Genomic DNA, 12,717 nt, shown 5'->3' with positions numbered 1-12,717 from the left:
TTTCCTGCGCAACGTTAATCGACGCAGGGTTAGTCGGTCCCTAAGGCGAGGCTGAAAAGCGTAGTCGATGGAAAACAGGTTAATATTCCTGTACTTCCAGTTATTGCGATGGAGGGACGGAGAAGGCTAGGCCAGCTTGGCGTTGGTTGTCCAAGTTTAAGGTGGTAGGCTGAGATCTTAGGCAAATCCGGGATCTCAAAGCCGAGAGCTGATGACGAGTTGCCTTTAGGCGACGAAGTGGTTGATGCCATGCTTCCAAGAAAAGCTCCTAAGCTTCAGATAACTGGGAACCGTACCCCAAACCGACACAGGTGGTTAGGTAGAGAATACCAAGGCGCTTGAGAGAACTCGGGTGAAGGAACTAGGCAAAATGGCACCGTAACTTCGGGAGAAGGTGCGCCGGTGAGGGTGAAGGACTTGCTCCGTAAGCTCATGCCGGTCGAAGATACCAGGCCGCTGCGACTGTTTATTAAAAACACAGCACTCTGCAAACACGAAAGTGGACGTATAGGGTGTGACGCCTGCCCGGTGCCGGAAGGTTAATTGATGGGGTTAGCGCAAGCGAAGCTCTTGATCGAAGCCCCGGTAAACGGCGGCCGTAACTATAACGGTCCTAAGGTAGCGAAATTCCTTGTCGGGTAAGTTCCGACCTGCACGAATGGCGTAACGATGGCGGCGCTGTCTCCACCCGAGACTCAGTGAAATTGAAATCGCTGTGAAGATGCAGTGTATCCGCGGCTAGACGGAAAGACCCCGTGAACCTTTACTATAGCTTTGCACTGGACTTTGAATTTGCTTGTGTAGGATAGGTGGGAGGCTTTGAAGTGGGGACGCCAGTTCTCATGGAGCCATCCTTGAAATACCACCCTGGCAACTTTGAGGTTCTAACTCAGGTCCGTTATCCGGATCGAGGACAGTGTATGGTGGGTAGTTTGACTGGGGCGGTCTCCTCCCAAAGAGTAACGGAGGAGTACGAAGGTGCGCTCAGACCGGTCGGAAATCGGTCGTAGAGTATAAAGGCAAAAGCGCGCTTGACTGCGAGACAAACACGTCGAGCAGGTACGAAAGTAGGTCTTAGTGATCCGGTGGTTCTGTATGGAAGGGCCATCGCTCAACGGATAAAAGGTACTCCGGGGATAACAGGCTGATACCGCCCAAGAGTTCATATCGACGGCGGTGTTTGGCACCTCGATGTCGGCTCATCACATCCTGGGGCTGAAGCCGGTCCCAAGGGTATGGCTGTTCGCCATTTAAAGTGGTACGCGAGCTGGGTTTAGAACGTCGTGAGACAGTTCGGTCCCTATCTGCCGTGGACGTTTGAGATTTGAGAGGGGCTGCTCCTAGTACGAGAGGACCGGAGTGGACGAACCTCTGGTGTTCCGGTTGTCACGCCAGTGGCATTGCCGGGTAGCTATGTTCGGAAGAGATAACCGCTGAAAGCATCTAAGCGGGAAACTTGCCTCAAGATGAGATCTCACTGGGATCTTGAATCCCCTAAAGGGCCGTCGAAGACTACGACGTTGATAGGTTGGGTGTGTAAGCGCTGTGAGGCGTTGAGCTAACCAATACTAATTGCCCGTGAGGCTTGACCATATAACACCCAAGCAATTTGCTGCTGCAGATTGTGGTGGTGAAGACGAAAGAACCGAAAGTTCGTAACATCACAAATATCGCATATCCGAATTCGCTGGGCTGTCCATCTGGACATTCTGGCTACAGAATTTCTTGACGACCATAGAGCATTGGAACCACCTGATCCCATCCCGAACTCAGTAGTGAAACGATGCATCGCCGATGGTAGTGTGGGGTTTCCCCATGTGAGAGTAGGTCATCGTCAAGATTCATTTCGCAAAACCCCTATCTGCGCAAGCAGGTAGGGGTTTTGTCTTTCCGATATTCGCACACCTTTCTCCAGGCAAAGATGTTTTGTCCCTCTCGCACCTGCGCAAACGCGCCGAAGGGTGCGACAATTATTCCTGTTCGTTTACGTGACTTTGCCCTGCCCAAGCTGCGTCAAGGCTTAGGTTCGGGGCATCCTCGCGCCCGAACATAGCGATGCCAGCGTGCCGTGCTGCGCATTTCTGGACCTTCACCGTCCTATACAACTGAGGTTACAAGCAAGATGGCCAAGGCCGCCGATGTCGTTGTGCAATGCCTGGAAAACGAAGGTGTCGAGTATGTGTTCGGCATTCCTGGTGAGGAAAACCTCGACCTGCTGGAATCCCTGCGCAAGTCGAAGATCAAGCTGGTACTGACCCGCCACGAGCAGTCTGCGGGCTTCATGGCAGCCACCTATGGCCGCCTGACCGGCAAGACCGGCGTCAGCCTGTCGACCCTGGGCCCTGGGGCGACCAACCTGGTAACCGCCAGTGCGTACGCCTACCTGGGCGGCATGCCGATGATGATGATTACCGGCCAGAAGCCGATCAAGAAGTCCAAGCAGGGCCGCTTCCAGATCATCGATGTGTGCGGCATGATGGACCCCATCACCAAGTACACCCACCAGTTCGCCTCGGCCGACAACATCCCTTCGCGCATGCGTGAAGCGTTCCGCCTGGCCGAAGAAGAAAAACCGGGCGCCGTGCACCTGGAGCTGCCGGAAGACATCGCCGCCGAGCAGACCGATGCCATGCCGATCCCGCGCAGCCTGCACCGCCGTCCGCTGGCCGAGCACGTGGCCATCGAGGCTGCCATCGAGAAACTGCGCACCGCACGCAGCCCTATCCTGGTGATCGGTGCCGGCGCCAACCGCAAGATGACCGCCAAGGTCCTCAAGCAGCTGGTCGATAAGACCGGTATCCCGTTCGTCACCACCCAGCTGGGCAAGGGTGTGGTTGACGAGCGCAGCCCGCGCTTCCTGGGTAACGCTGCGTTGTCGTCCGGTGATTTCGTGCACCGTGCGATCGAAGCGGCTGACCTGATCGTTAACATCGGCCACGATGTGATCGAGAAGCCGCCGTTCTTCATGGTCCGTGGCGGCACCGAAGTCATCCATATCAACTTCCGTTCCGCCGAAGTCGACGCCGTGTACTTCCCGCAGGTAGAAGTGATCGGCGACATCGCCAACGCCGTCTGGCAGATCGCTGAAGGCCTGGGCGACACCTCGCACTGGGACTTCACCCGTCTCATGGCGATTCGTGAAGCCAACGAAGCCCAGATCGCCGAAGGCGGCGACGATGACCGCTTCCCGGTCTATCCTCAGCGCCTGGTTGCCGACATCCGTCGTGTACTGCCGTCCGAAGGTATCGTCGCCCTGGACAACGGCATCTACAAGATCTGGTTCGCGCGCAACTACAAGGCCCACAAGCCCAACACCGTACTGCTCGATAACGCCCTGGCGACCATGGGCGCCGGCCTGCCGTCGGCCATGGCAGCGCACCTGGTGTACCCGGACCGCCCGGTGATCTCGGTGTGTGGCGATGGTGGTTTCATGATGAACAGCCAGGAGCTGGAAACCGCAGTCCGTCTGGGCATGCACGTTACCGTGGTGATCCTGCGTGACGATGGCTACGGCATGATCCGCTGGAAGCAGGCCAACATGGGCTTCACCGATTTCGGCCTGGACTACGGCAACCCGGACTTCGTCAAGTACGCCGAAGCCTACGGTGCCAATGGCCACCGCGTGGAAAGCGCCGAAGGTTTGCTGCCGCTGCTCGAGCACTGCATCAAGACCCCGGGCGTGCACGTGATCGACTGCCCGGTCGACTACAGCGAGAACGACCGCATCCTCAACAGCGAGCTGCGTGAGCGCGCGCTGGCGGTGTAAGCCTTAAGGCCCGATCGCCGGCAAGCCGGCTCCCACGGGAATATCACTGGTCTCTTTGGCCAGTGATTGGCAAGTGGGGCGGTTTGCCGGCGATCAGGCTCTACAGAGCAGGGCCTGCGCTCGTTGGCGCGCATATATTCACCACCGCTCAGATCTCACGATTCACCACTCTGGTTCTCAAGCCCCATGGAGAACACGAGAACATGACGATTGGATCGTCATACAACCACCCCGCCAACCTGGCCATTGAGCCTCCTTCAACCTCGCAACCTTGGGCTGCGCTTCCCGAAACCACCAGACCTTTTGTTTGGATGATCGATTTCACCTTTGATCACTACCCGCATTATCAGATTCTGTAGGTAATGGAATTCGTGGCTATCAGGTAGATAAGTCTTACCGGAGGTCTTCGCTTTTCCCACAGGTCTGTGGGAGTGCGCTGACTGTCGCTCCCCAGCCTGACCCCGTTTTACTGGCGCTCTTCCACAACAACCAAAAAAGGAAGCCGCCATGTCCGAACTATGCCTCCCCATAAGCCCGGTAAAAATCGCCGTCATTCAGTACGACCCTCAGGTTGGGCTAGACAATCGCGATGGCAACCTGAAACACGGGTTGGCCCTGGCCCGGCGAGCTGCTCGCGAAGGTGCCAACCTGATTGTGCTGCCTGAACTGGCAAACACCGGTTATACCTTTCAGTCGCGTGCCGAAGCCTATGCTCATGCCCAGACGTTACAGGACGGGCCCAGCCTCCAGGCGTGGGCGGACTTTGCGCAGGAACAACAGGTTTATCTGGCCGCAGGCTTCGCGGAACGCGATGGTCTGAAACTCTATGACAGTGCAGTGCAGTGCTGTTCGGGCCTGAGGGGATGCTTGGGCATTACCGCAAGGCCCACCTGTGGAATCAGGAAAAGCTGTGGTTCACCCCCGGCGACCTGGGCTTCCCAGTCTTCGAAACGCCCATCGGGCGTATAGGTTTGTTGATCTGTTGGGATATCTGGTTTCCCGAGGTCCCACGCCTGATGGCGGCGCAAGGTGCCGACATCCTCTGCAGCCTGAACAACTGGGTATGGACGCCACCACCGCTGTTCGATGCTGCCGGACGTTGCATGGCTTCATACCTCACCATGACGGCAGCACACGTCAACAATGTCTATATCGCCGCCGCCAACCGAATCGGTAGCGAGCGGGGAGGCCGTTTTCTGGGTTGTTCGCTGATCGCCGGGACCAACGGATGGCCCATCGGTGAAACGGCCAGTGCAGATCACGAAACCATCCTCTATGCCGATGTCGATCTCAGCGCAGCCCGTTCGGCGCCAATCTGGAACAGCCTCAACGACTTGCCGCGAGACCGGCGTACAGATCTTTACGACGCCACGCTCGGCTATCGCATGCATGCACCGATGCCACGCTGAGGAGACGGAAATGAAGGTTAAACTCATTTCGCCTCAGCAATTGATCCCAGCATTGATGCTGGCCAGCCTGACAGTATTGCTGGCTGCCAGCCTGGTGCTTGGTCAATGGCCGGATTATGCACAGTTGACCGCGACACTTGATCAGCCACTGAGCCGCCTGCGCTGGATAGTCGCAGACATCAGCGAAGTCACTTTTTACAAGCATGAACTACCCGCCCTCGGCTTGCTGCTCGGCGCTTGCCTGGCGCATTGGGCCTATATCCGTGGCTACCGTTGCCAGGGCTTCGCCATCTGTTATGGCAGTGGCTTGTGGCCCTGGGTTTTCATCAGCTCGCTGCTTGGCTTGCTGCTCAGTCATGCCTTGTGGGGCTGGACCTTGGCCAGTGGCGCCTGGCAACCCACATTCGTCGCCTTCGTCTCGCTGCCTGCTGCCATGGTTCTGCTGTTTGGTGGCGGCTGGCAGGTGACGATCACCGGTGCGGTGTTGGGCGCACTGCTGGTAGCACCAGCCAGCCTGTTGCTGGTCAATTACCTGTGCTACCCCCTGCAGTTGCCTGCCGTGATCGGCAATGTCAGCGGGATGGCTGTAGCAAGCGTGATGGCTTTCATGCTGTGCAGGCGCTTTCCATCGCTGGTCGAGCGCGGCCGCAGGCCCGAGACGTTGCAGGCTGTTGCGCCAAACCCGGACTATGGCGTGGTCTGGTCACTCAGGCGAGTTTTGGCCGATTTCAGCGAAGGGCCATTTTTCGGAAATGAACTGGCCAGTCTGGGGCTCTTGCTGGGTGTGCTGGCCGCCTACATGCTAGCGCCCGCTGCACCCGCCTATGGCTCGCAACTGGTTGTTCAGCTGGTGGCCGGGCAGGGGTTGTCTTCACTGGTTGGTGTAGTGATCTGGCGTCGCCAGTGGCAAGCACGTGGCTGGTATCCCACCTACATTCCCATTGTGTCGGTTGTTCCTGCCGCAGTGCTGACCCATGGCGGTAGCTGGCAGGTGGTCATGCTCAGCGCAGTATTGGGCGCGCTGATCGCACCGCCGTTGGCTGTGGCCATCAGCCAACGGTTACCGAGCCATATGCATGGCTATATCGGTAACGTTCTATCCATGGCCATCAGTACATTAGGTATCGTGCCGCTGGTCGGGCTTGTTACGGGAGTTGGCGTATGACGGAAGTTGAAAATTTGCCTCGCTTGTCGATTGCCAGCCTGGGAGGAACAGCCAGCATGCAGGCTGATGCATCAGGGCGGGGGGTGACGCCAAGTCTCGACTGTGAGAGGCAATTGGCCTCGTTACCCCACTTGCGCGAGATGGCGCACCTTGAAGTGGCCACGCTGTGCCTGGTCCCTAGTGCCTCACTGAGTTTCGTGATGCTTCTGGATGTGCTGGCCTGGGCTCGCGCTGAAATTGAAGGTGGCTCGCAGGCAGTGATACTCACTCAGGGGACTGATACGCTGGAGGAGACGGCGTACTTCTTCAACCTGCTCTGGCCTTTCGACGCACCGCTGGTGCTTACCGGTGCAATGCGCCCGCCCAGCCAGCCGGGGAGCGATGGGCCGGCCAATCTGCTGGCGGCGACGCAGGTAGCTCTGGCTCACGCTAGCAGGGGAAGAGGTGCGCTGGTAGTGATCAACGACCAGATCCACTGCGCAACACGGGTACGCAAGACTGCCAGCCTGTCGATGGCCGCGTTCGAGTCGCCTGGCAGTGGCCCCGTTGGTGAACTCGTAGAAGGCTTGGCGGTTTATCGTCAACCGCCTTGCCCGCGCAGGGTGCTACCGCTCCCCGAACGCGTCGGGCATCGGGTTGCGCTGCTGGAAGCTTGCCTGGATGCAGATACAACCTTGCTGCAGGCTGTTGCGGCCTTTGGCTTCGAGGGGCTGGTCATATCCGGGTTTGGTGCCGGGCACGTTTCCAGCGTCTGGTCCGATGTGTTGGCTGAGCTGGCGGCGAACCTGCCGGTGATTGTCGCTACCCGCACCGGAAGTGGTACCACCGCTCGGGCCACCTATGGTTTTGCGGGGGCCGAGATCGACTTGCAGTCCAAAGGCGTACACATGGCCGGACAACTCTGCCCGCGCAAGTGTCGAATATTGTTGTGGCTGCTACTCGGCACGGGGCAACAGTCGTCGCTGTGCACCTGGCTACCCCAATAGGGTAACTGCCCGCAGCTCTGTGGCTGTGGGCAGCCCTTGACCCGTCGCTGTGATAGGGTGCACACACTTTTGCTTTTCAGGATGTGCAACCATGCTCCCCCCCCTCAGCGAAAAAGAACTCCACCGCCTCGAAGACCTGCTGATCACCTACGGCAACGACTATTCGGTACTCAACCTTGCCGAGCTCAACGGCTTTTTCACCGGCCTGGCCAGCTCACCGTCGCGGGTCAACCCTGAGCAGTGGTTGCCTGCGGTCGCCGGTGGCAAGGTGCCGAAGTTCAAGAAGCCTGCCCATGAAGAAGCCTATACGGCACTGATGCTGCGCTATGCCCACCAGGTGGCGGAACAGCTTGCGCAGAACGTCGACGGCTTCGAGCCGGTGTTCGAAGAAAGTGAAAGCGAGGAAGGGCCGGCGATCATCATGGAAGAGTGGTGCTTTGGCTACATGCGCGCTACCCAGATTGCACAATGGGGCGACCTTCCGCCCGAGCAGGATCAATTGCTCAAGGCAATTTCGCTGCACGGGCTGGAGGATAACTTCGAGCTGCTCGATACCATGAGTTTCGATGAGCTGCAGGCCTGCGTGCCACATGTGGTCGCAGCGGCGAAGGGCTTGTATCGGTATCAGAAGCAGCAGCGCCACTGACCCGATGGGGCGGGGCCCTTTTGGGTCTGCCCCGCCCACGGGCCTTGGGTACCCAGCGATTATTTCGCATCGCGAAATTATGATCTTCCCCCAGCACTGATTCTGCAACTCAGCGATTCAGCGCAGCATGTGCTCCACCAGCACCACGCCGGTGCCGACCCTGGAGCACAGACCATGATCAAACTCTACAACTTCCCCAAGTCCGGCCATGCCCATCGCATCGAGCTGATGTTGTCGCTGCTGGACCTGCCCACCGAACTGGTGTTCGTGGACCTGGCCAAGGGCGCGCACAAGCAGCCGGAATTCCTCGCCCTCAACCCCCTCGGCCAGGTGCCGGTGATCGATGACAACGGTACTGTCATTGCCGACTCCAACGCCATCCTCGTCTACCTGGCCAGCACGTACGACAAAGCCGGCCATTGGCTGCCCCAAGACCCGGTCACCGCCGCCCGTGTGCAACGCTGGTTGTCCACCGCCGCAGGGCCGCTCGCCTTCGGCCCGGCCGCTGCCCGTCTGGTTACCGTGTTTGGCGCCTCATTCAATACCGACGAAGTCATCGGTCGCGCCCACGCCTTGCTCAAGGTGATGGACCGCGAACTGGCCGAGTCGCCATTCCTGGTGGGCGACCAGCCGACCATCGCTGATGTGGCCAACTACTCCTACATCGCCCACGCCCCTGAGGGCAACGTCTCGCTGGAGCCGTACCCCAACGTACGCGCCTGGCTGGCACGCATCGAAGCGCTGCCCGGTTTCGTTGCCATGCCACGTACCGCCGTGGGCCTGCAAGCCAACGTCTGAGCCGCAACCCAACCGAGGAACGCCGCCATGCAACAAACCCCTGACCCTCGACCCTCGCCCTGGCACGTTGGCGAAAAACGGCTGCAGGAGCAGGCCGGTGTGGCGCAGCGCATGGAGGCGTTCGGGCAGAAGGTCATTCGTGACTACATGCCCGACCAGCACCGCGAGTTTTACCGGCAACTGCCTTTCCTGGTCGCTGGCGCCGTAGACGCCCACGGTAAACCCTGGGCGACGTTGCTTGAAGGCCCTGAAGGCTTCGTCAGCTCGCCCGACCCACGGCAATTGTTGATCGACACCCATCTCGCCAGCGACGACCCGGCAACGCCAGGCCTGGGCGCAGGTGGTGCTGTCGGCTTGCTCGGCATCGAGTTGCACAGCCGCCGGCGCAACCGCATCAACGGGCTTATCCAGCAAGGGGGTGGTGGCCCGCTGGCGGTGACGGTGGAGCATGCCTTCGGCAATTGTCCCCAGTACATCCAGTTGCGCGCTTACACGCGTGTCGATGAGCCGCCGCAGGGCAGGCTGGACTCCAGCGTACTGGATACCCACGCAGTGACGATGATCGAGCAGGCAGACACCTTCTTTGTCGCCAGCTACATTGACCACCAAGACGGCCATCGCGCTGTGGATGTCTCGCACCGCGGCGGCCGGGCCGGGTTCGTCAAGGTCGACGGCAACCGCCTGACCATCCCCGACTATGCCGGCAACTTGCACTTCAATACCCTCGGCAACCTGTTGGAAAATCCGCAGGCAGGGTTGTTGTTCGTCGATTTCAGCAACGGCAACGTGCTGCAAGTGTCGGGGCGCACCGAGATTTTGCTCGACAGCCCGCTGATCAAAGACTTCGCCGGCGCCGAGCGGCTATGGACGCTTCAGGTCGAACACATCGTGCTGCGCCGGGCTGGCGTGTCGCTACGCTGGGCCTTTGAGGAATACGCACCGACCAGCCTGATGACCGGGACCTGGGCCGAGGTCGAGCAGCGCCGGCAGCAGCGCGAGCGGCAGCGCCAATGGCTGGCCTGGCGTGTTGAGCGGGTGGTGCAGGAGAGCCAGGACATCCGCTCGTTCTACCTGGCGGCCGATGTGCCGGTAACCTTTGCTCCAGGCCAGCACATTCCTGTGCGGCTCCCGCTGGGTGGCGACACGCCGTTGATTCGCACCTACAGCCTGTCCTGCGCGCCATCGGACGGCCACCTGCGCATCAGCGTCAAGGCCCAGGGTGCGGCTTCGCGGTATTTGCACGAACAGGTCGGCGTGGGCGACCTGCTCGACGTGCGGCTGCCCATGGGCAGTTTTACCCTGGACGGCGACAGTACAAGGCCCATCGTGCTGATTGGTGCAGGCGTAGGTATTACCCCGCTGATCGCCATGTTGCGCGAGCAGCTGGCCCGGCAGCAGACGCGGCGAATTCACCTGTTCCACGGCGCCCGCCGCCTCGCTGACTTGCCATTTCAGCAGGAGCTGGCCGCGTTGTCCGAGCAGGCAGGTGGCCTGTTGAGTGTGCATCGCTCCCTTAGCCAGCCGGAGGACGACGCAGTACCAGGACGCGACTATGAACATGCCGGGCGCCTGGCGATCGAGCAGGTGAAAGCGAAGCTGGCGCTGGATGACTATGACTTCTACCTGTGTGGGCCGGCCAGCTTTACCCAGGACCTGTATGAAGGGTTACGCGCCATACACGTGCCGGACAAGCGCATTCATGCAGAAGCCTTCGGCCCGTCGACGCTCAGGCGTCATACCGATGACAACCAGCCGACGCTGCAGCAGCCACCGGCTGCCAGCGAGCCAGTGCCTGTGTACTTTGCCAGCTCGGCCAAGGAGGCGCGCTGGGCACCGGGCGGTGGTACCTTGCTCGAACTTGCCGAAGCCCGTGGGTTGTCGCCGGACTTCAGCTGCCGGGGCGGTTCGTGCGGCACCTGCAAGACCAAGGTGGTGAGCGGGCAGGTGCATTACCCGAACCCGCCTGCCCAGATGCCGGAAGCGGGGACAGTGCTGATCTGCTGCGCGGTGCCGGGCAAAGCGCAGGAGGGCGGGCAGGCGCTGGTACTGGATATTTGATGCTGCCTGCAGATAGCAGATAATCTCTACCCACGATACTCAGGAGCCGGCATGGACCAGATCCACCTGATGAAGGTGTTCGTCGCGGTAGGCGAGCTGGAAAGCTTCGCTGCTGCCGCCCGCCGTCTGGACATCTCGCCCGCTGCAGTAACCCGCGCGGTCAGCGCGCTTGAGGACATGCTCGGCGTCAAACTGCTGCTACGTACCACGCGCAGCGTGCGCCTGACCCAGGCGGGTGGCCGCTATCTGGAGGACACCCGCCACATCCTCGCCAGCATCTCTGAGGCCAACGAGGCCGCCGCCGGCATCAACGCCACGCCCAAAGGCGAACTGGCCGTCACCGCGCCCATCCTGTTCGGCAAGAAATTCGTCATGCCGAGCATCGTGCGTTATCTGCAGCGGTACCCCGAGGTGGACGTATCCGCCTACTTCCTCGACCGCATCGTCAACATGGTCGAGGAGGGCATGGACGTTGCGGTGCGTATCGGTCCGCTGCCCGACTCCGGCCTCAAGGCCCTGCGCGTAGGCAGGGTCAGGCGCATGCTCTGCGCCTCGCCTGAATACCTGGCGCGCCACGGTGTGCCGCAGCACCCCTCGGACTTGCCGGCGCATGCGGTGATCGCCACCACCAACCTCTCGCCGCGTGCCGGTTGGCGCTTCGGCGTGACGGACGAACCGACCCTGGTGCGCATCAAGCCCAGGCTCACCGTGACCAGCAACGACGGTGCGATCGCAGCGGCGGTGGGCGGGCTGGGGATTGCTCGGTTGCTGTCCTATCAGGTGGTGGACGAGATCGCCAGCGGGCAGTTACAGGTGCTACTGGCCGACTATGAGGAAGCCCCATGGCCGATCCATGTGCTGCACCGCGAAAGCAAGCATGGTTCGGCCAAGGTGCGCATGTTCGTCGACCTGCTGGCGCATGAGCTGCGGGCCCAAGGGCTGGACTGAAGTCATCCTGCCTTCGGTTCGCCCGGTTGCGGTCGCTCGCTGACAACCGTCTGGATCGCCTGGTACTCCAGGCTGAACCCCAGGCTCATTTCTTCACCCTGGCGCAACAAGCGCAAACCCGGTTGCCCCGGCAGGTGATGGGCATTGATTGGATGGCTGACCGGTTCAAAGCAGAAGAACGGCTTGTCCTGGGGGCAGAACAGCAAGAAATGCTCGGCACCGCTGGCGCTGCATACCAGTCGATAACCGGCCCCGGGTTGCTCGATCACGCAGTCCCCGGCCCACCCGCCGAACGCGTGGTCGACCACGGTGCCCGGCAGGCTGGCCGGCGCATCGAAGCGCCAGTCTTGAGGCACCGCTGCCGTGTACGACGGCAACCGCCCCTCTTCGGCCAGCCACACGTGCTGCGCTGCTGCCTGCAGGCGGGTGTCAGGGTAGCGCGGGAAGTAAGGATGCAACCCCAGTCCATACCAGGTAGCGGGCTCATCCAGATGCGTTACCTGCAGGTCAAGCCTCAGGCGGCCTTCATGCAAATGCACATCCAGTACCGCCCGGTAGGCGAACGGCACGCTGCTCTGGAGCGTCAGCCTTGCATTTCGCTCACTGTGATGAGCCACCTGCCAGGCCTGCTGCCAGGCGGTGCCATGGATCGGATACGGGTCGTGTGTGGTGTTGGGCGCCAGGGCCAGCCAACCCTCGGGCCTTGCAAAACCACCCTCGGCAATACGGTTGGACCAGGGCGCCAACGGGTAGCACCCCAGCTGGCGCGGTGTACCGCTGGCCAGTGCTGCCTGATCGGTATGGCGCAGCAGCGCCTGCCCAGTCGTCTTCACTTCCCAGTTGATCAGGCTGGCGCCCAGCTCGGGCGCCAGGGTCAGGCGGGTCAGGCGGTCTTGCAGCTGCAGTTCGGTGACAGCCATCAGCGGCTCCTTTCACAAAGC

8 protein-coding genes, 2 rRNA genes and 1 pseudogene (1 of these 11 running past the window's edge) are annotated in these 12,717 nt (G+C 60.7%); 10 read left to right on the top strand and 1 reads right to left on the bottom strand.

Translation table 11 applies throughout. The features are described 5' to 3' along the window. From IWW33_RS05445 to IWW33_RS05400, 10 genes and pseudogenes are all read left to right on the top strand, one after another. Window positions 1–1,593: ribosomal RNA gene (locus IWW33_RS05445) — 23S ribosomal RNA — on the top strand (it extends 1,299 nt beyond the left edge of the window). A 131-nt stretch (window positions 1,594–1,724) separates the two neighbouring features. Further along, window positions 1,725–1,840, top strand: a 5S ribosomal RNA gene (gene rrf, locus IWW33_RS05440). 282 nt (window positions 1,841–2,122) lie between these two features. After that, window positions 2,123–3,766, top strand: coding sequence for an acetolactate synthase large subunit (locus IWW33_RS05435; RefSeq protein ID WP_039604766.1), 1,644 nt, complete (start codon window positions 2,123–2,125; stop codon window positions 3,764–3,766). Window positions 3,767–4,273: 507 nt separating this feature from the next. Beyond that, a pseudogene (locus tag IWW33_RS05430) lies at window positions 4,274–5,175 on the top strand (nitrilase family protein). A gap of 10 nt (window positions 5,176–5,185) precedes the next feature. Further along, a complete protein-coding gene (locus IWW33_RS05425) occupies window positions 5,186–6,340 on the top strand; it encodes a hypothetical protein (protein ID WP_174142614.1) in 1,155 nt (384 codons plus the stop codon). Beyond that, window positions 6,337–7,326 (top strand): asparaginase, encoded by a 990-nt coding sequence (locus IWW33_RS05420; protein ID WP_174142613.1) that lies wholly within the window; start codon window positions 6,337–6,339, stop codon window positions 7,324–7,326. Before IWW33_RS05425 ends, IWW33_RS05420 begins: the two co-directional genes overlap by 4 nt. A 91-nt stretch (window positions 7,327–7,417) precedes the next feature. Then, entirely contained in the window at window positions 7,418–7,972 is a 555-nt protein-coding gene (locus tag IWW33_RS05415; protein ID WP_119688380.1) for a UPF0149 family protein, read from the top strand. Between the two features lie 174 nt (window positions 7,973–8,146). Then, window positions 8,147–8,770 (top strand): glutathione S-transferase, encoded by a 624-nt coding sequence (locus IWW33_RS05410; RefSeq protein WP_174142612.1) that lies wholly within the window; start codon window positions 8,147–8,149, stop codon window positions 8,768–8,770. 27 nt (window positions 8,771–8,797) lie between these two features. Next, the gene (locus IWW33_RS05405; RefSeq protein ID WP_174142611.1) at window positions 8,798–10,828 is read left to right on the top strand and encodes a pyridoxamine 5'-phosphate oxidase family protein; all 2,031 of its coding nucleotides are present in this window, start codon (window positions 8,798–8,800) and stop codon (window positions 10,826–10,828) included. A 51-nt stretch (window positions 10,829–10,879) separates the two neighbouring features. Beyond that, the gene (locus IWW33_RS05400) at window positions 10,880–11,776 is read left to right on the top strand and encodes a LysR family transcriptional regulator (protein ID WP_046787481.1); all 897 of its coding nucleotides are present in this window, start codon (window positions 10,880–10,882) and stop codon (window positions 11,774–11,776) included. 2 nt (window positions 11,777–11,778) lie between these two features. Here the strand turns inward: IWW33_RS05400 and IWW33_RS05395 are convergent, their stop codons facing one another. Further along, entirely contained in the window at window positions 11,779–12,696 is a 918-nt protein-coding gene (locus IWW33_RS05395) for an aldose 1-epimerase (protein ID WP_174142610.1), read from the bottom strand. Window positions 12,697–12,717: the final 21 nt, after the last annotated feature.

The organism is Pseudomonas sp. M2 (genome assembly GCF_015751845.1).
GTDB lineage: Bacteria > Pseudomonadota > Gammaproteobacteria > Pseudomonadales > Pseudomonadaceae > Aquipseudomonas > Aquipseudomonas putida_E.
This window is presented reverse-complemented; position numbering and strand designations above follow the sequence as displayed.

Coding starts and splice junctions, on each gene's coding strand:
- IWW33_RS05435 (WP_039604766.1), top strand. CDS start 2,123: ATGGCCAAGGCCGCCGATGTCGTTGTGCAATGCCTGGAAAACGAAGGT.
- IWW33_RS05425 (WP_174142614.1), top strand. CDS start 5,186: ATGAAGGTTAAACTCATTTCGCCTCAGCAATTGATCCCAGCATTGATG.
- IWW33_RS05420 (WP_174142613.1), top strand. CDS start 6,337: ATGACGGAAGTTGAAAATTTGCCTCGCTTGTCGATTGCCAGCCTGGGA.
- IWW33_RS05415 (WP_119688380.1), top strand. CDS start 7,418: ATGCTCCCCCCCCTCAGCGAAAAAGAACTCCACCGCCTCGAAGACCTG.
- IWW33_RS05410 (WP_174142612.1), top strand. CDS start 8,147: ATGATCAAACTCTACAACTTCCCCAAGTCCGGCCATGCCCATCGCATC.
- IWW33_RS05405 (WP_174142611.1), top strand. CDS start 8,798: ATGCAACAAACCCCTGACCCTCGACCCTCGCCCTGGCACGTTGGCGAA.
- IWW33_RS05400 (WP_046787481.1), top strand. CDS start 10,880: ATGGACCAGATCCACCTGATGAAGGTGTTCGTCGCGGTAGGCGAGCTG.
- IWW33_RS05395 (WP_174142610.1), bottom strand. CDS start 12,696: ATGGCTGTCACCGAACTGCAGCTGCAAGACCGCCTGACCCGCCTGACC.